Raw genomic sequence first — 17,952 nt, forward strand, 5'->3', positions numbered from 1 at the left:
CGGAGCGTGAAGCTCCGCGGCTTTTGTTTGGCCGTTCCGGCCGCTTACGGCTTCGCGGTGGCCGATGCGCCCGCCGCCGCGCCCGGCGTGCCGTGCGAGCCGTCGCGGTGCTTGCCCCAGCGCTCGTGCATCTTCGCAAAATGCTTCTTGAGCGCGGTGCTGACGGTGGTTTTCTGCTGATCGTTCAGCGAGTTGTAGAAGTTGAGCCACGCGGTCGCGGTCTGCTCACGCAGTTGCGCGTTCTGCGCCTCGATCTTCTGTTGCGCCGCGTGCATCGCGTTCAGGTCGAGGATCGGCTGGTTTTCCATCGACTTGAACTGATCGCGCATCTGCTTGTGGCTTTCGCGCATGGCCTGATGGTTCTGCTTCATCGTGGTGAGCGCGGTCTGCCACAGCTTTTCCTGATCCGCGTTCAGCTTCAACTGGCCGTGCAGTTCGTCCAGTTGCTTCTGCATGCGCATTTCCATGCGGTGACCGCCGTGACCGCCGTGGCCGTCCATCATGGCCGGGCCGCCGGGGGCCGGCGCGCCCGGTGCGTCGTTCGTGGCGGCGTAGGCCGTGCCGAACGTCAGCGCGATTGCCGCAGCGGCGGCGGTGAGAATGCGGTATTGCTTGGCCATCTCGATACTCCCTTGATTGTTTTCGAAGCCGAAGCCGCGAGGCCGTGTTCGACGTATCGGAAAGTGCGTCGAGGTCTTGCGCTTGTCGGTGAGACACAGCGTAGGGGTTCGCAACGGGGCGCGTGTTACGGCAAGGTTCAGGCTTGTTACGCCGGTTTACGCCTCGCTTTCGTCGTAACACCCCGTAACCCTTATGGCAGGGCTGTCATCAATCGAGGTCCGGCTCACGCGCTAAACTCACTCCCATGACTACGCAAATACTTGTCGTCGACGACGACGCCGAACTGCGCGACCTTCTGCGCGACTATCTGGTCCGGCAGGGCATCGAGGTATCGGTGCTGCATGACGCCGGTGGACTCGAACGCCGCATCGAACGCGAGCGGCCGGATCTGATCGTGCTCGATCTGATGATGCCGGGCGTCGACGGGCTGACCGCGCTCAAACAGCTGCGCGCATCCGGCGACGACATCCCCGTGATCATGCTGACCGCGCGCGCGGACGACGTGGACCGCATCGTCGGCCTGGAGCTGGGCGCGGACGATTACCTCGGCAAGCCGTTCAACCCGCGCGAGCTGCTCGCGCGCGTGCAGGCCGTGTTGCGCCGCCGCCGCACGATTCCGTCGGCCGCGCCTGAGCAGCGCGAGCCGTATTCGTTCGGCCGCTTCCGGCTGGATTTCCAGTCGCGCACGCTGCAACAGGACGACAGGCCGCTCACGCTGTCCGGCAGCGAATTCGCGCTGCTCAAGATTTTCGTGAACAACCCGATGCGTACGCTCACGCGCGAACGCCTGCTCGAACTGCTGCACGGCCCGGAATACGACGGCACCGACCGCGGCATCGACGTGCAGGTGTGGCGTCTGCGCCGCATCCTGGAGACCGATCCGTCGGCGCCGCGCTTCATCCAGACGGTGCGGGGGCGCGGTTACGTGTTCGTGCCGGACGGCGAGCAAAATGCGCCGGGCAATTGACACGCTGTTCGGCCGGCTGGTCGTCATCGTCATCGGCATGCTGGTGCTCTCGCATGTCGCGTGGTTCGCGATCATCCGCTTCGAGCGCGACAACGTGCAGACGCGCTTCGCCGTCGAGGAGGCCGTGTTTCTCGTCGAAGCGGTGCGCCAGCACATCGCCAATACGCCCGATCAGCCCTTGCCGCCGCGCGTGCGCCTGGTGGCGCCCGACAGCCCGGACGTGCCGAGACAACCCGACGAGAACATGCCGCCTCCGTTGCTGCGTTTCGTCGAGGACCTGAAAGACCGCCTGCCCGATGGCACCGATGTCCGCCTGAGCGAGCCCGGCGGCCCGCCGAGCGTGTGGGTGCATGGCGCAAAGGACACGGGCTGGGTCGTCGTGCCGGTGCAGCCGTTGCGCCCGCCGCGCTCGCGCGACCGCATGCTCGTGTGGCTCGCGCTGATTTTCTCGACGGCCGTGCTCGCGGCCCTCTTCGGCGCGTGGCAGTTGCAATATCCGTTGCGTTCGCTCGCGCAGGCCGTCGCGCGCTTCGGCCGCGGCCAGCCGACGCCGCCCGTGCCCGAGCGCGGCCCGCGCGAATTACGGCAGCTCACGCACGGCTTCAATCAGATGGTGCGCGAAGTCTCGCAGACCGAGAACGACCGCGCGGTGATGCTCGCGGGCGTCGCGCACGATCTGAAGACGCCGCTCGCGCGCCTGCGCCTGCGCGCCGAAATGATGGACGACGAGAAGATGCGCGACGGCGTCGTGCGCGACGTCGATTCGATGGCGCATATCGTCGATCAATTCCTCGTGTTCGCGCACGACCGTCCGGACGGCAGCGAGCCGGTTCCGGTCGACGAGCAATGCGAGCGTATCGCGCGCGCGTATCGCGCGGTCGCGCCGGGCGCGCAGCCTGTGAGCTTGAATCTCGAGGCAGGGCCGGCGTTCGCGCTGCCCGCGGCCACGCTCGACCGGCTGCTGTCGAATCTGCTCGATAACGCGCATGCGTATGGCGCGCCGCCCGTCGTCATCGCGACGCGGCGGGACGCGAAGGGGTGGGTATTGTCCGTGTCGGATCACGGCAAGGGCATTGCGCCGGACGATCTCATCAAGGCGAGCCGGCCGTTCGTGCGGCTCGATCCGGCGCGCGGCGGCAGCGGCCATAGCGGGCTCGGGCTCGCCATCGTGGAGCGGCTCGCGCGGCGGGCGGGCGGCGAGTGTGAGATCGGCAATCGCGCGGACGGCGGCCTGGAGGTCGCGATGACCTTCCCGTTCGACATCGCCACGCGGCCGGTGGCCGAACGCCGCGCCGGTCCGCAGCACGAAGAACGCGCGCTGTAACGGCGGGGCGTCAGTCGAACAGCGTATCGAGCGCCGACGCCGCTTCGCTGTCCACCGTGTTGTACGTGACCGTCGACGCTTCGAAGATGTAGTGCGTCGTGTATTTGCCGAGCCGCGAGAGAATCTCTTCCTGAATCACTTCGGGCGCGAGATCGATCTTCAGGAACCACGCCGTCGACGAAAGCCGCGTCTGAAACGAGCCGTACTCGGCGAGCAGGTGGTCGAACGTTTCAGCGTCCTGATCCCGGCACACGATGACCAGATTTCCCTTCATGCAATTCTCCCGATTCACGCCAGCGGCATTCGATTTCGTATATCGATGATACCTGCGCGATGCGTTGCGCGCCGCGACATACGCATGATCGTGCGATCAACGGACGCTCACTTGCCGGCGAGCGTGTTCTCGGGATAACGCGTCGACGAGCCGGGATCGGCGGGGCGCACCTCGCTGCGGTCGCGGCCGCGCGATTTCGCCTCGTAGAGCGCCAGGTCGGCGCGCGACAGGATCCATTCGAGCGCGTCGTCGGGCGCAAGCTCGGTGATGCCGATGGACACCGACAGCACCGCGTCGTCCGGCAGATGTGCGCAGTGTTCGTGGTGGAAGCGCTTTCTGAGGCGCTCCAGCACGGCCTGCGCGTCGGCGAGCGAGGTTTGCGGCAGGAGAATCCCGAATTCCTCGCCGCCGAGCCGTCCGATCGCGTCGCTCGGACGGAGCTGCGCGCGGCACACCTCGACGAAATGCTCCAGCGCGCGATCGCCCGATGCGTGACCGAAGCGGTCGTTGACCTGCTTGAAGTGATCGAGATCGGCAATGGCGACCGACAGCGGCGCGCCCGCGGCGCGCGCGAGCTCCACCTCATGGCGCAAGGTGTCGAGAAAGTAGCGCCGCGAGAGGGCGCCCGTCAGCGCATCGTGGCGCGCCTCGGCCGACAGTAGCGTATTGGCCGATTGCAGTTGCTCGGCGAGATCGCGCGTCGCGCGATGCAGGCGCCGCTCCCGCGAGTAGGAAATCGCGATCACGATGGCGAGCGTCACGACGCCGAGCATCGTCAGAAACACGAGGACGCGGTCGCGGCTGTGGTTGCGGCTGATTTCCGGCCAGCTCGTGAGCGGATGCACGATGTGCGCCGAGAGCCCCGAGTTGAGCCCGGTGCGCTCGTCGTAGAGCGACGGCACGTTGCTGCCGTTCGCCGCGTAGAAGGTCTGCGCGAGCGCGGGCGCGAGCCAGTGCTCGGAGGCGCGCATCTGCTCGCCGATGTGCGACACGCGCAGCTCCGGAAACGACTCGCGCCGATAATGCTCGACGCGTTCGTGCTCGGTCATGCGCGCGACCGGCGCATTGGGCATCGCCTCGTATTCGAGCCGGCCGTCGTGGGCCATCACGACGACGCCGTTCTCGTCGGTCACGAAGGTGCCGGCGCGCGATACCCAGTGCCGCAGCCGGTCGATGCTCACCTTGGCGATCACCCCGCCGACCAGAATGCCGTCTTCATAGGCGGGCGCCGCTATGAAAATGCCCGGCTCGCCGGAGAGCCGGCCGACGCCGTACATCTCGACGAAGCCGCCGAGCAGCGCCCGCGCGACGTATCCTCGCCCGCTCATGTCATAGCCGATGAAACTGTCGTCGTCCGCGGCGTTGCTCGACGCGATGCAAAATCCCTTCTCGTTGACGAGCCAGATGGAGTCGAGGCCCGAGAAGCCCTGCGCCTCGTGCAGGAAGTGATTGACCTTCGCGAGCGCCGGGCGCGCAGTCCAGTCGCTGCGGCGTTCGAGTTCCGTCCCGGCCGGGTTCGAGGCATAATTCCGCGACTCCGCCAGCGCCCGCTGCGTGAGGTCCATCTGCGCGAGCGTGGCGGGAATGGCGCGCGACATCGCCAGGTCGCTCGCGATGATCTGCGCCATGTTATCGACGATCGATGCCGCCATCTGGCGCTCGGTGCGTACGGTCGCCGTCATCTCCTGTTGTACCATTCGGTCCGACAACAAGCCGGCGGCTATCCAGCACGCGAATGCCAGCGCCGCGAGGCCGAGCGCTGCGATCGCACGGTGCAGGATGAGCTTGTTCATCGATCTCGGGCGCACGGATTGCAGCGCGTGATGTCTGCCGCGCCTGAACTCACGCTCGCCACGGGGCGGCGGGTGTGGCTCACGCGGTCTTCCGGCTCGAATCTGGCGTCTCGCATCGCATCGGCGCTCAATTTATTGTTCGTGATAAGCCAAGATTGGACGATGTTTTTTGCCGCCTATCAAGCGCCTTGTGACGAAGGACGAAGTGCATCCAATATAGCGGACGCGCGCCGCTTGATCGCGTTGCGCGCCTCGCCGTCCGGCTCGATCGAAACGTAGCCAGACTGAAAGGAAGCGACGGCACGCGCGCCGGATGCATTCGACGCGGCCTGACCTTCATTTTGCCCGCGCCGTGCCGAAGAGCAACAGAAACATCGCACGAATGGCGCGCCAGACCGCATGAAGGTTGTGCCTGTCACGACGGTTGGTGTAGTGTCGCTCGGTTCAGCGCGGACTATATCCGAGACGGCGACTGCATGGCGCCGCCAAACGGCGCTGAACGTGTCGTCGTTTCGGCGGCCCTGTGCGTTGAGCATGGGCCGACTCGGGGAAAGGCGTCTTGCCCGCCGGACGGCTCGCTTGCCGTCTCAAGCAACATCCCGCGCTCGCGCGGTCGGAACAAAGCCTTACGGGGAGGGCCTTGCATGGAATTTGGTTTCAATCTGAATCGCATGGCGAATGCGTCGGCGTGGCGGCTCCTGCCCAACCGCTGGGATTTCGTCGCGTTCCCGATGATCATCTGCATCATCGCGCTCGCCGCCGTCGGCTTTCACGAAACCTTGGCGCCGATCTCCACGTTGCAGACCCAGGCGATCTCGCTCGACCCGTCGAACCTTCCCGAATACGCGCTGCGCACGACCCTGCGCATGCTGATCGCGATGGTGGCATCGCTCGTCTTCACGCTGGTCTACGGCACGCTCGCGGCGAAAAGCCGGCGCGCGTCGATCGTGCTCGTGCCGATTCTCGACATCCTCCAGTCGGTGCCGGTGCTGGGCTATATCTCCTTCACCGTCACGTTCTTCCTAGCGATGTTTCCGGGGCGCGTGATCGGCGCGGAATGCGCAGCGATCTTCGCGATCTTCACGAGCCAGGCGTGGAACATGACCTTCAGCTTCTACCAGTCGTTGCGCACGGTGCCGCGCGATCTGGACGAAGTTTCGCGCGGCTTTCACCTGACCAACTGGCAGCGCTTCTGGAAGCTCGAAGTGCCGTTCTCGATGCCCGGCCTCATCTGGAACATGATGATGTCGATGTCGGGCGGCTGGTTTTTCGTGGTCGCGTCCGAGGCGATCACGGTCGGCAACCGCACGATCGTGCTGCCGGGCATCGGCGCGTATCTAGCCGCGGCGATCGGCGAGCGCAATCTCGGCGCGATCGGCTGGGTGATCCTCGCGATGATCGTCGTCATCCTCGCCTACGACCAGTTGATGTTCCGTCCGCTGGTCGCGTGGGCGGACAAGTTCCGCATGGAGACCACGAGTTCGGGCAACGAGCCGTCTTCGTGGCTGCTCGACCTGATCCGCCGCACGCGCCTGATTCACCGGCTGCTGGTGCCGGCGGGCTGGATTCTCGCGAAGCTCGCGCGCGTGCCGATCAAACTGCCGTCGCTGCAGGGGGCCTTCGAGAACGTGGGGCTGCCGCTGCGCGCCAAGGTGCCGTCCACGCGCACGGGCGATATCGCGTGGGGCACGCTCGTGCTGCTGATCGCGGTGTTCGTCGTGTGGAAGGTCGCGGCGTTCGTCGCGACGGGCGTCACCTGGGGCGAAGTCGGCCACGTGTTCCTGATGGGCTTCATCACGCTCTTGCGGGTGGTGGTGCTGATCGCGATCGCGTCGGTGATCTGGGTGCCCGTCGGCGTGCTGATCGGCCTGCGGCCGGCGCTCGCGGAAAAGATCCAGCCGCTCGCCCAGTTCCTCGCCGCTTTCCCGGCGAATCTGCTGTTTCCGGTGTTCGTCGTGGTGATCGTGCGCTGGGATCTGAATCCGGATATCTGGCTGTCGCCGCTCATCGTGCTCGGCACGCAGTGGTATATCCTCTTCAACGTGATCGCGGGGGCGTCCTCCTATCCGAACGATTATCGCGAGGCCGCGACCAACTTCCAGATCCGCGGCTGGCAGTGGTGGAAGAAGTGCATGCTGCCGGGCATCTTCCCGTACTACATCACCGGCGCGATCACCGCGTCGGGCGGCGCGTGGAACGCCAGCATCGTCGCGGAAGCGGTGTCGTGGGGCAAGACGGAGGTCGTCGCGCACGGCCTCGGCGCCTACATCGCCCAGACCACGGCCGCGGGCGACTATCCGAAAATCATTCTCGGCATCGCTGTGATGTCGCTGTTCGTCACGCTGTTCAACCGACTGTTGTGGCGCCCGCTATACGCCTACGCCGAAGCAAGACTCCGGCTGGATTGAGGACGAGTTCCGATGCAGAACCTGAAAAATACGCAGACGGCCGCGGCGCCTGGCTTCCAGCGCCCGCAAGGCACGCCGCCGCGCCTCGGCGCGGAAATCCTGCGCGTCGCGAACGTGAGCCGCGGCTTCAACAAGACGCAGGGCGAACTGCTCGTGCTCGACGACGCCAACCTCTCGCTGCGCGAAGGCGAGATCGTCGGCCTGCTCGGACGTTCGGGCTCGGGCAAGTCGACACTGTTGCGCATCATCGCCGGACTCATCGAGCCGACCGCCGGCGAAGTGACGTATCTGAACGAGCCGTTGCGCGGACCCGCGAAGGGCGTCGCGATGGTGTTCCAGACGTTCGCGCTGTTTCCGTGGCTGACCGTGCTGCAGAACGTGGAAGCGGGTCTGGAAGCGCAGGGCGTGGGCGCGCGCGAGCGGCGTGAACGCGCGCTCGCGGCGATCGACCTGATCGGCCTCGACGGCTTCGAGAATGCGTATCCGCGCGAGCTGTCGGGCGGCATGCGGCAGCGCGTGGGCTTCGCGCGAGCGCTCGTCGTCGATCCGACGCTGCTGCTGATGGACGAGCCGTTCTCCGCGCTCGACGTGCTGACCGCCGAAAACCTGCGCACCGACCTGCTCGATCTGTGGACGCAGGGGCGCATGCCGATCAAATCGGTGCTGATCGTCACGCACAACATCGAGGAAGCGGTGTTCATGTGCGACCGCATTCTGGTGCTGTCGTCGAATCCGGGCCGCGTGATGGCCGAGATCAAGGTGCCGTTCAAGCATCCGCGCAACCGTCTGGACCCGGCATTCCGCCGTCTCGTCGACGATATCTACGCGAAGATGACCGCGCGCCAGATGGACGAGGCGAGGAAGAAGGGGCTGGAGCTGGGCACCTGGCTGCCGTCGGTGTCGACCAACCTGATGGCGGGTCTCATCGAAACGCTCGCGGCGGAGCCGTATCACGGGCGCGCGGACATGCCGGAAATCGCGCGCACGCTGCATCTCGAAGTGGACGATCTGTTCCCGGTTGCGGAAGTGCTGCAGCATCTCGGCTTCGCGGATGTGCGCGAGGGCGATATCTATCTGACGCCGCAGGCGCGCGTGTTCGCGGAATTCGGCACGCAGGAACGCAAGATGATGTTCGCGGAGCATCTGTTGCGGCACGTGCCGCTGGCGGCGCGGATCAAGAAGGTGCTCAACGAGCGGCCGGGGCACCGCGCGCCGCGTGTGCGCTTCGAGCAGGAACTGGAGGATTTTCTCTCCGACAAGGCCGCGCAGGAAACGCTCGACGCGGTCATCGACTGGGGACGTTATGGCGAGATCTTCTCGTATAACGACCAGACGGAGATGCTGAGTCTGGAGGATGTGGAGGCTTGAAGGGCCTCGATTCGAGTCGGTGAAAAAGCGCGGTGGCCGGTGACGGCGCCGCGCTTTTGCATTGGATTGGCCATTTGGCTGAATGTACGCAGAGCGCGCTAGACCGTAATTTTCTCGTCTTGAAGAACATCACTGCGTGTGTAATAGTACACACGCAGCATTCGGAGACGAGATGGAGTCATCGCGCTTGATACGAATGCTGCTGGATGATGGTTGGGAGCTGGTTCGCATCCGGGGCAGTCATCATCATTTCAGTCACAGGACCAAGAACGGTCGCGTGACCGTGGTTCATCCAAAGAAAGACGTGGCGATCGGGACAGTCAGATCAGTGCTGAAAGGCGCCGGATTGCTCAACCGTCTGTATTCGTCGTAACGGAGCCGGACATGGAATTTGCCCTCGCCATTCACAAAGATCCCGAAAGCTGCTACGGCGTGACCGTGCCCAATGTGCCCGGCGTTTTCTCCGCCGGCGACACGATCGACGAAGCGATTCAAAATGCCAGAGAAGCTATCTTTTTCCACATCGAGACGATTATCGAAGACGGCGTGGAAGTCTCGATCACGTCGCGGAGCATCGAGGAACTGATCGTCGATCCCGACTTCGCCGGCGCAATCTGGGCCTACGTCGAAGTCGATCTGTCGAAGCTCGATTCGCGGCCGGAGCGCATCAACATCAGCCTTCCGCGTTTCGTGCTGCACAAGATCGACAGCTACGTCGAGGCGCGCCACGAGACGCGCAGTGGTTTTCTCGCGCGCGTCGCGCTGGAGGCGATTGCGAACGGCTGAAACATGAAAAAAGCGCGGTGTCCCTGACGAAACCGCGCTCTTTGAGGCCCAGCAACGAATTACTGCAAATTCCCCCACCGCTCGACCGCAGGCTCCGCCGACGCCCATTTCCAGCCTTCCGGCTGCTGGCAGGCCGTCGCGATGAACCACTCGGCGGGCGCTTTCGCGTCGTCGCCATCGACCACCGAGAAGGCGAACTCCTTGCACGTCGCGAGCGCGCTGCTGAATTCGCGCAGCACGCGCACTTCGCCGTGCCCGTTCTCGACCGGCAAGGTGTGTTTGACCTTCCACGACCGCGTCTCGCCGATCTGCGACATGCCGGCCGTCACGGCGATCATCACCTGCTGATCCTGATGCAGCGACTTGGTCACGCGCTTGACCGCCTCGTCGGTCGCGGCCTGCACCGCGATGCCCACGCCGAGGCCGATGGCCGGATTCGTCGTGAACGCGCCCGTCGCGATACCAGCCGTCGCACCGGCCGCGGCGCCGATCGACGCGCAGCCGCTCATCGTCACGCACGCGGCGGCGCCCGCCGCGATGAGTCCGAGACGCAGCGCGAGAGGTACGTCGAGAGACAGCGTCATTGCAGCGAGCCCCAACGCGGCGTCGCCGGCTCGGCCGACGCCCACTTCCACTTGTCGCCGTCACGGCACACCGACGCCACGTAGAACGCGCTGCCGGCAGGGCGGTCCGTCGTCGCGTCGCGATCGACGGAGAACACGATTTCCTTGCAATCGAGCACGCCGCTGCTGATGGTGCGGCTCACCGTCACGCGGCCTTTTTCGTCGTCCTCGATTGGCACCGAATGCACGACCTTCCACGGCGCGACCGCGCCCACCGCGAGCGGCCCGGCGACCGACGCGATCTGATCCTGCGTGTTGGTGTGGGTGACGCGCTGCGTGTACTGCACCCCCGCGCGCGCCGCGGCGACCGCGCCGAGGCCGATGCCCGTCGCCACAGCCGCGTTGCTGGTAACGCTGTTCGCTATTGCCGCGCCGGCGATACCGGCGCCTGCCGTCGCGCCTTCGCTGTAGAGCGAGTTGCATCCGCTGAGGCTCACGCAGGCAATGGCGCCCGAGATGATCGCGACGAGCGTGGCGGCGCGCGGGCCGCGCCGTTGGACCCTGATCTGCATGTTGCTTTTCCTTCGTCTACCGTTTTCCGATGCTGGCCTCGTGCTCGAATCCTCTTGAGCTATCGCCATCAAGTCACTGCCCGCAAACACAAAGACGGCATGATGCGCGGGCTTCGCGCATTTTGAAGCATGCTTCTAATTACCGTGTCGAGAAATTTGCAAGAAATTGCAAGCGAAGGGAGGACGTTGCGATCCGCGTATCGATCGCAGGCAAAAAGAAAGCGAGCGCGGCCCTGCGCGCTCGCTTTTTTATCGTGCAGACGGAGGGTCCGCAGCGCTTCAGTTGTCGTTGCCTGAAGCCGCTTCGCCGCCTTCGGTGTCCTCGTTTTCATACGCGCCAAGGCGGTTGTACAAGGTCTTCAGACTCACGCCGAGCGCCTTCGCCGCGCGCCGCTTGTCACCGCCGCAGTGCTTGAGCGTGCCGAGGATGATCTGCTTTTGCGCATCGGCGAGCGGGGTGCCGACCCAGACGTTCATCGCGTCGCCCTGTGTGACCGGTTTCTTCACGCGCGACGCGAGATGCGGATGCGCGATCTCCACCGTCTTCTCCGCGAGGATGAACGCGCGATAGACCGTGTTCTTCAGTTCCCGCACGTTGCCTGGCCACGAGTACGTGCGCAGCACATCGAGCGCGCGCTTGCTGAAAGCCTTGCTCGTGCCTTCCTGCGCGTTCATTTCCGAGAGGAAATGCTGCGCGAGCAGCTCACGGTCCGAATCGCGCTCGCGCAAAGGCGGCGCGCGCAGCGGAAAGACGGCGAGGCGATACATCAGATCCTCGCGCAGGCCGTTTTCCTTCACGGCCGTGACGGGATCACGGTTGGTCGCGGCGATCACGCGCACGTCCGAACTGATGAGGTCGTTGCCGCCGACGCGAAAGAACGTGCCCGTCTCGAGCGCGCGCAGCAGCTTCACCTGCCGCACGGGCGACATTTCCGTCACCTCATCGAGAAAGAGCGTGCCGCCGTTCGCGTGCTCGAAATAGCCGATGCGCCCTTGTACCGCGCCCGTGAAGCTGCCTTTCTCGTGGCCGAAAAGCTCGGCTTCGATCAGATTGTCGGGAATCGCACCGCAGTTCACGGCGATGAACGGCGCGTCCTTGCGCGCGCTGTGGTCGTGAATCGTCCGGGCGACGAGCTCCTTGCCCGTACCCGATTCGCCGATGATGAGCGCAGTCGCATCGGTGGCGGCGACGCGCTCGATCTGCGCGTACAACTCCTGCATCACGGGCGACGAGCCGTAGAGCAGTCCATAGGACTTCAATCCCGGCACTTCTCCCGTGTTGCGCTTTCTCTGCGCGGGTGTATCGCCGACCGCGATGGGCGGCGGATCCAGATCGGTTGACGCCATGTGTCCTGATCGTTCCTGAGTTCTGCGTATGTGGTGTGCGGGCGGGCGCCCTGCGGCGTGCGCGTGTGCCCCGGTGGCCGCCGGCCGCGAGCGCGGGTCGGCGCGCGTGAGCGGCGCAACCGTGGATGACCGCGCCCATCGGCATATGACGCGCCCGTGCGCGTTGCCCGTCGTGCTCACGATTTCGATGAGCCGCGTTCCTGGTCGTGCGTCGGTCCAGAATCGTCTGCACCGGATGCAATCGCATCGCGAGTTCGTTGCAAACGAGCCTATCTCATAAACGCTATTTAACCATTCGCAACGACATTGCGGCAATGTGCCGGTCGGAGCGCGATGCAATTTGTCTGAGCGGCGCGGCGCGTTCCGGAAAGGTTCTCCTTTCGCCTCTCAGAATTTACAAGACCATGGCGTAATTGTTACCCGATCATCGTCTCACCCGCACTGAAACGTATCGCCGCATGCCGATCGCTGGCATGGCACGAAAGCTGCGTGCGTGGGGTCATCGTGATTCCTATTCGAAAGTCGCCGACAAGCATCTGCTTCGAAGGCGCGCACACGAGGATGGGCGAGAGAGGCAAGCATCATGGATAACTACTTTAATTTCGACGTCGCGGTACCCGAGCGGCCGTCCCGCGCCCGCCGCACGTACGGTTCGGGCGGTCCGCGCCCGGAACTCGCGACGGGCGAGCCGATCGACATCTATCACTGGGCCGCCGTCGCGCTCGTGACCGCGCTGATGTGCGCGGTGCTAGGCTATGCGGCGGGCACCCCGGCGCTCGCACGCGCCGCGAACGTGACGAGCCTCGTGTTCGCCGCGATGGGCGGCGCGCTGATGGCGAGCGGCGTCGTGCGCAGCCTGCGGGCGCGCGTTGCCGCGGGCGATCGGCTCGCCGTGCAGCGCGTGGCGGTCGCAGAGACGCACTGACGCAGCGACGCTACGGCCCGCTTTAGACAACAACCCACTTGGGCGAGGACTACATTTCATGAGTCAGACGACTGTCCAGCTTGCGTTGGGCAAGCAAAAGATCATTGAAGACATCAAGGTGTTGCTGAACGACTCCGAGGAATTGCTGAGATTGTCGGCGACGCTGCCGGGCGAGGGTGTCGAGGCGCTGCGCTCGCGTCTGCGCGATCACGTCGATTCGGCGCGTGTTGCGCTGGAAGACGCGCAGTCGAGCGCGCAAAGCCGCTATCGCGCGGGCGTCGATTGCACTGAGAAATACGTGAAGGACAATCCGTGGCAGTCGCTCGGCATTGCCGCGGGCGTCGGCTTCCTGGTGGGGCTTCTGGTTTCGCGCTGATTCGCCCAGCAACTTATCTTTACGACGGGAGAGAACACACATGGCACGGCCTTCGATCGGAATCTTCGGCGCGCTGTTCGCGGTAGGCAGCGTTCTCGCATGGAAATGGGTGCAATCGCAGGATGCCGCAGGCCGGCGCGCGGCGCGTGATCTGAACCGGTGGGAAGACGAAGGCGGCAAGGTGCTGTCACCGGCGACCGGCGCGAGCGCCAAGGTGGTCAACGGCCGCGGCGCGGTGGGCGGAACGCCCGACGCGTGGCACTTCCCGCGCAGTTGACCGGTAGTGCAGGAGCGAGGCCGATATTTCGAGCGGCCGACGCTTCAATGATGTGACCAATGAAAACGCACGCTGAACCAGCGTGCGTTTCTGTCTTGATGAACGCTTATAATCTGTGAAAGTTCGGCGATAAAGCGGCCTAATTGGCAAAACTTACGTCGATCGGCGCCAAGCGTGCAGAACATCGGAAATTATTCTATTTATCGCGCATGTCGCGTTGCGCAGGTCGCTATCGATCGCGCGCAACCGTGAATCGCACCGGCCCGTGCAGCGCCTGGCCGCACGGAGAAGACCACGCCATCAGCCGGCGTGTGACCCTGAAACGCTTTGGAAGAATTCGAGACGCAATGCCACACGTATTGATTGTCGATGACGATCCCAGTACCCGCGAGGCGCTAGCCGCGATCATCGGCGAAGACGGTTTGACGACGGCCACCGCCGGCGACTTGCGCGAGGCGCGCATTCAGCTCGTGCGGCAGACGCCGGACGTCGTATTCACCGATCTGAAACTGCCCGACGGCACCGGCGTCGATCTGTTCGAGGATCTCGACCCGCGCTCGGGCGTCGAAGTGATCGTCATCACCGGTCACGCGACGGTGGAATCCGCCGTCAGCGCGCTCAAGATGGGCGCCGCCGACTATCTCGTCAAGCCGATCAACATGCAGCGCGTGAAGGCCATCCTCTCGCGCCTGCCGCGCGCGGGCGACCTGAAGGCGGAAATCGGCACGCTGCGCGGCGAACTGCGCCGCATGGGCCGCTTCGGTCTGATGCTCGGCAATTCGCCCACGATGCAGACGGTGTACGACCAGATCGGGCGAGTCGCGCCGACGGCCGCGTCGGTGCTGCTGATCGGCGAGTCGGGCACCGGCAAGGAAGTGGCCGCGCAGACGCTGCACGAGCTGTCGCTGCGCCGCAAGCATGCGTTCATCGCGGTGAACTGCGGCGCGATCTCGCCGAACCTGATCGAATCCGAGATGTTCGGGCACGAGCGCGGCTCCTTCACGGGCGCGGATCGCCAGCACAAGGGTTACTTCGAGCGCGCGAACGGCGGCACGCTGTTCCTCGACGAAATCACCGAAATGCCGATCGAGCTTCAGGTGAAGCTCCTGCGCGTGCTGGAGACGGGCATGTTCATGCGCGTCGGCACGACCAAGGAACTGGAGACGGACGTGCGCCTGATCGCCGCGACCAACCGCGACCCCGAGCAGGCCGTGCTCGAAGGCAAGCTGCGCCTCGACCTGTATCACCGCCTGAATGTGTTTCCGATCAACCTGCCGCCGCTGCGCGAACGCGGCAAGGACGTCGAACTGCTCGGTCAGGCTTTCCTCGACGAACTGAATTCCCGCTACAACACGAAGAAGGCGTTCCCGGCCGCCGTGCGCGAGATGCTGGCCTCGTACAACTGGCCCGGCAACGTGCGCGAGCTGAAGAACTACGTGCAGCGCGCCTACATCATGTCGGCGAACGATTCGGACAGCACGGCGACCGTGCCGCTGCAAATCTCCTTGTCGAAGCCTTCGGCGGGCACGGCGGTGACGATTCCGTTCGGCACGTCGCTCGCGCAGGCCGACCGGCAACTGATCCTCGCGACGCTCGATCAGTGCGGCGGCGTCAAGACGCGCGCAGCGGAAATCCTCGGCATCAGCCTGAAGACGCTCTATAACCGGCTCGTCGAATACGGTGAGGACGCCAATAAGGCAGCAGTGGGCGAGGGCGGCGACATCAACGATCCCGACAGCGAAAATACCTGAACTTCGCTTATCTTTAGACGAAATCACCGCCTGCGGCTTTTAAAACCGCAGGCGTTTTTCATTGGCAGGCGCGTTTTCTACGCCGATAATGAGACAGGAAAGTATGGACGGACGTCGTTCGAGGGGCATGCCCCTTGCTGTCGATCGGATGCATCCGCGCGCCGCGCGCAGGCGCCTTGCGCTGGATGGGAAAAGTACGATCACAAGACCGCAAGGAGTCCGCCATGTCTCTCAGCACGCCCATTCGCGCTTCCGTTGGCGCTCTTATAGAAGCACAAACGCCGCAGCCGCCGGACCCGCCAGTCACGCCGCCCGACCAGCCGCCGCCCACGCCGATTCCGCCCGACACCAATCCGGACCCGACGCGTGAGCCGCCGGTGCCACCGTCGCAGCCGATTGGCGACCCGCCGCCGGGACCGGGCGAGTCCCCGCACGTGTACTAGCAAAGCCGCAGGACGCTGGATTGCAGACGTTGGACAATGCCCAGAATTCGTGCAAGGTTTGAATAAGTTTCCATCCGGGACGTAGAGATTACAACGGATGGCGCAACAATGACCGGCGACACGCTCTGTCGCCGGTCGCTTTTTCTGAAGCCGCGCTGCCAAAGCGCAACGGTCCGACGCCGCCGACGTCACTATCGCGACGGCCTTCTTCTCTGGAGGCATCATGAGGCATCCCGCACTTCGACGCTCCGCGCGTCATTCTTCCAAACGCGAAGCACGGGCCGAAGCGGCCAAGGCAGCCGGCGCGCAAGGCGCATCAGCGCCGCCCGCCGATCACGATCCCGCTGGCCAGAACCGCCCCGCGCCGGGCGCGCCGCCGGATGGCGAGCACAACCAGGGCGGCGTGCGTCGCGAGGGCATCGACTATCAGCGCGACCTGGGCTCCGAGCAGGACGCGTGATTCAGGCCGGCGAAGCACCCGGCAAAAGAACAAAAAATTTCTACGCGGCCGGCATTGGCCGCGTGTTTTCGTTCGTCCGTAACATCTTCATACAAACTTTCATTTACAAAAATCAACAAAAAGGCACAGCTTTTGCATACCTTTAATCGCCAATTCGAGCATGCAACGACAACTGATGAGGTGATGCTGTAATGAGCAGATTGATCGTGGTATCGAATCGCGTCGCACCGATCCAGGAAGGCAAGCCCAGCGCGGGCGGCCTCGCGATCGGCGTGCTGGACGCGCTCAAGGAGACTGGGGGCGTGTGGTTCGGGTGGAGCGGCGAGATCGTCGGCGAGGCGGGCGCGCCTGTGGTGGAAAAAGGCGGCAAGGTGACCTACGCCACGGTCGGACTCACGCGCCGCGATTACGACCAGTACTATCGGGGATTCTCGAACGCCACGCTGTGGCCGGCCTTTCATTATCGCAACGACCTCTCGCGCTTCGATCGCGAGGAATACGCGGGTTACATGCGCGTGAACGCCAGCCTCGCGGCGAAGCTGAAGTCGATGCTCAAGCCCGACGACATCATCTGGGTGCATGACTATCACATGCTTCCGTTCGCGCAGGAGCTGCGCAAGCTGGGCGTTGCCAATCCGATCGGTTTCTTCCTGCACATCCCGTTTCCGGTGCCCGAGATCATGCGGACCGTGCCGCCGCACGAGGAACTGATCGCGGCGATGTGCCAGTACGACGTCGTGGGCTTCCAGACGGACAGCGACAAGCAATCGTTCATCGATTACGTGGAGCGCACGAGCCGCGGCCACTTCAACGAAGAAGACGGCATGCTGCAGGCGTTCGGCCGCATGCTGAAAGTGGGCGCGTATCCGATCGGCATTTATCCGGACGCCATCGCGAAATCCGCCGAGCAGTTCTCGAACCGCAAGCCGGTGAAGACCCTGCGCGACAGCATGCGCGGCCGCAAGCTCATCATGAGCGTCGACCGGCTCGATTATTCGAAGGGTCTCGTCGAGCGCTTCCAGGCGTTCGAGCGGCTGCTGCTGAACGCGCCGGGCTGGCACGGCCGCGTGTCGCTCGTGCAGATCGCGCCGCCGACGCGCTCGGACGTGCAGACCTATCAGCGTATCCGTCAGAACCTGGAAGGCGAGGCGGGCCGCATCAACGGGCGCTTCGCACAGCTCGACTGGACGCCGATCCAGTATCTCAACCGCAAGTACGAACGCAATCTGCTGATGGCGCTGTTCCGCCTCTCGCAGGTCGGCTACGTGACGCCGCTGCGCGACGGCATGAATCTCGTCGCGAAGGAATACGTCGCGTCGCAGGACCCGGCCGATCCGGGCGCGCTCGTGCTGTCGCAGTTCGCCGGCGCGGCGGATCAGTTGCCGGGCGCGCTCGTCGTCAATCCGTTCGATCTGTCGCAGATGTCCGAGGCGCTGGAGCGCGCACTGTCGATGCCGCTCGCCGAGCGTCAGGCGCGTCACGCCGACATGATGGTGCCGCTGCGCGAGAACAATCTTTCGGTCTGGCGCGATTCGTTCCTGTCCGACTTGCGCAGTGTCGCGACGGCGACGTCGGTCACCGAGAAGACCGTAAAGACCGTGAAAGAGGGCGCGAGCGGTGCGGCGCGTCCATCGGCGAAGGCCTGAATCTGTGCCAGTCTGTTTGATATGAAGGCCCCGCGCTTGCAACTCAGGCGC

Annotated in this window: 20 protein-coding genes; 14 read left to right on the top strand and 6 right to left on the bottom strand. The window is 64.6% G+C overall.

Annotated features, from left to right (window positions below; translation table 11 throughout):
* Window positions 1–44: 44 nt before the first annotated feature.
* Complete coding sequence (locus tag BTHE68_RS03705; protein WP_162065189.1) at window positions 45–620, bottom strand: Spy/CpxP family protein refolding chaperone; 576 nt, start codon at window positions 618–620, stop codon at window positions 45–47.
* Between the two features lie 245 nt (window positions 621–865).
* Between BTHE68_RS03705 and BTHE68_RS03710 the strand changes: the two genes are divergently transcribed.
* Together BTHE68_RS03710 and BTHE68_RS03715 are read left to right on the top strand one after the other, a co-directional pair.
* The gene (locus BTHE68_RS03710; RefSeq protein WP_162065190.1) at window positions 866–1,588 is read left to right on the top strand and encodes a response regulator; all 723 of its coding nucleotides are present in this window, start codon (window positions 866–868) and stop codon (window positions 1,586–1,588) included.
* Window positions 1,572–2,912, top strand: a complete 1,341-nt coding sequence (locus BTHE68_RS03715) for an ATP-binding protein (protein ID WP_162065191.1) — start codon at window positions 1,572–1,574, stop codon at window positions 2,910–2,912. Before BTHE68_RS03710 ends, BTHE68_RS03715 begins: the two co-directional genes overlap by 17 nt.
* A gap of 10 nt (window positions 2,913–2,922) precedes the next feature.
* Here BTHE68_RS03715 and BTHE68_RS03720 read toward each other — a convergent pair whose 3' ends face one another.
* On the bottom strand, window positions 2,923–3,186 hold the full coding sequence (locus BTHE68_RS03720; RefSeq protein ID WP_061179460.1) for a double-stranded DNA-specific endonuclease: 264 nt from the start codon (window positions 3,184–3,186) through the stop codon (window positions 2,923–2,925).
* 107 nt (window positions 3,187–3,293) lie between these two features.
* A complete protein-coding gene (locus tag BTHE68_RS03725; RefSeq protein ID WP_162065192.1) occupies window positions 3,294–4,979 on the bottom strand; it encodes a sensor domain-containing diguanylate cyclase in 1,686 nt (561 codons plus the stop codon).
* 30 nt (window positions 4,980–5,009) lie between these two features.
* Here BTHE68_RS03725 and BTHE68_RS03730 point away from each other — a divergent pair, with 30 nt between their 5' ends.
* The 5 genes from BTHE68_RS03730 (at window position 5,010) to BTHE68_RS03750 (ending at window position 9,541) form a co-directional block, all read left to right on the top strand.
* On the top strand, window positions 5,010–5,258 hold the full coding sequence (locus BTHE68_RS03730; RefSeq protein WP_162065193.1) for a hypothetical protein: 249 nt from the start codon (window positions 5,010–5,012) through the stop codon (window positions 5,256–5,258).
* Window positions 5,259–5,623: 365 nt separating this feature from the next.
* On the top strand, window positions 5,624–7,387 hold the full coding sequence (locus tag BTHE68_RS03735; RefSeq protein ID WP_162065194.1) for an ABC transporter permease: 1,764 nt from the start codon (window positions 5,624–5,626) through the stop codon (window positions 7,385–7,387).
* Between the two features lie 12 nt (window positions 7,388–7,399).
* On the top strand, window positions 7,400–8,755 hold the full coding sequence (locus BTHE68_RS03740; protein WP_162065195.1) for an ABC transporter ATP-binding protein: 1,356 nt from the start codon (window positions 7,400–7,402) through the stop codon (window positions 8,753–8,755).
* A gap of 172 nt (window positions 8,756–8,927) precedes the next feature.
* A complete protein-coding gene (locus tag BTHE68_RS03745) occupies window positions 8,928–9,128 on the top strand; it encodes a type II toxin-antitoxin system HicA family toxin (RefSeq protein ID WP_162065196.1) in 201 nt (66 codons plus the stop codon).
* A gap of 11 nt (window positions 9,129–9,139) precedes the next feature.
* Window positions 9,140–9,541 carry a type II toxin-antitoxin system HicB family antitoxin gene (locus BTHE68_RS03750; protein WP_162065197.1) on the top strand — a complete coding sequence of 134 codons (402 nt, stop codon included), beginning with the start codon at window positions 9,140–9,142 and terminating at the stop codon, window positions 9,539–9,541.
* 59 nt (window positions 9,542–9,600) lie between these two features.
* Here the strand turns inward: BTHE68_RS03750 and BTHE68_RS03755 are convergent, their stop codons facing one another.
* The 3 genes from BTHE68_RS03755 to BTHE68_RS03765 form a co-directional block, all read right to left on the bottom strand.
* Window positions 9,601–10,125 carry a hypothetical protein gene (locus tag BTHE68_RS03755; RefSeq protein WP_162065198.1) on the bottom strand — a complete coding sequence of 175 codons (525 nt, stop codon included), beginning with the start codon at window positions 10,123–10,125 and terminating at the stop codon, window positions 9,601–9,603.
* A complete protein-coding gene (locus BTHE68_RS03760; RefSeq protein ID WP_162065199.1) occupies window positions 10,122–10,676 on the bottom strand; it encodes a hypothetical protein in 555 nt (184 codons plus the stop codon). The genes BTHE68_RS03755 and BTHE68_RS03760 overlap by 4 nt, the downstream gene beginning before the upstream one ends.
* A gap of 279 nt (window positions 10,677–10,955) precedes the next feature.
* Complete coding sequence (locus BTHE68_RS03765) at window positions 10,956–12,023, bottom strand: sigma-54 interaction domain-containing protein (RefSeq protein ID WP_162065200.1); 1,068 nt, start codon at window positions 12,021–12,023, stop codon at window positions 10,956–10,958.
* Between the two features lie 583 nt (window positions 12,024–12,606).
* On the opposite strand from BTHE68_RS03765, the gene BTHE68_RS03770 reads away from it, so the two are divergent.
* From BTHE68_RS03770 to otsA, 7 genes are all read left to right on the top strand, one after another.
* Window positions 12,607–12,948, top strand: a complete 342-nt coding sequence (locus BTHE68_RS03770; protein ID WP_162065201.1) for a hypothetical protein — start codon at window positions 12,607–12,609, stop codon at window positions 12,946–12,948.
* A gap of 58 nt (window positions 12,949–13,006) precedes the next feature.
* Entirely contained in the window at window positions 13,007–13,324 is a 318-nt protein-coding gene (locus BTHE68_RS03775) for an ElaB/YgaM/YqjD family protein (RefSeq protein ID WP_162065202.1), read from the top strand.
* 40 nt (window positions 13,325–13,364) lie between these two features.
* Window positions 13,365–13,601, top strand: a complete 237-nt coding sequence (locus BTHE68_RS03780) for a hypothetical protein (protein ID WP_162065203.1) — start codon at window positions 13,365–13,367, stop codon at window positions 13,599–13,601.
* Window positions 13,602–13,948: 347 nt separating this feature from the next.
* Complete coding sequence (locus BTHE68_RS03785; protein WP_061179472.1) at window positions 13,949–15,352, top strand: sigma-54-dependent transcriptional regulator; 1,404 nt, start codon at window positions 13,949–13,951, stop codon at window positions 15,350–15,352.
* 224 nt (window positions 15,353–15,576) lie between these two features.
* Window positions 15,577–15,795: a hypothetical protein gene (locus BTHE68_RS03790; RefSeq protein ID WP_162065204.1), complete on the top strand. Its 219-nt coding sequence runs from the start codon at window positions 15,577–15,579 to the stop codon at window positions 15,793–15,795.
* Between the two features lie 223 nt (window positions 15,796–16,018).
* Entirely contained in the window at window positions 16,019–16,255 is a 237-nt protein-coding gene (locus BTHE68_RS03795; RefSeq protein WP_061179481.1) for a hypothetical protein, read from the top strand.
* Window positions 16,256–16,446: 191 nt separating this feature from the next.
* Window positions 16,447–17,901 (top strand): alpha,alpha-trehalose-phosphate synthase (UDP-forming), encoded by a 1,455-nt coding sequence (otsA, locus tag BTHE68_RS03800; RefSeq protein WP_162065205.1) that lies wholly within the window; start codon window positions 16,447–16,449, stop codon window positions 17,899–17,901.
* The last annotated feature ends 51 nt before the right edge of the window (window positions 17,902–17,952 follow it).

Source organism: Burkholderia sp. THE68 (genome assembly GCF_009938265.1).
Lineage (GTDB): Bacteria > Pseudomonadota > Gammaproteobacteria > Burkholderiales > Burkholderiaceae > Caballeronia.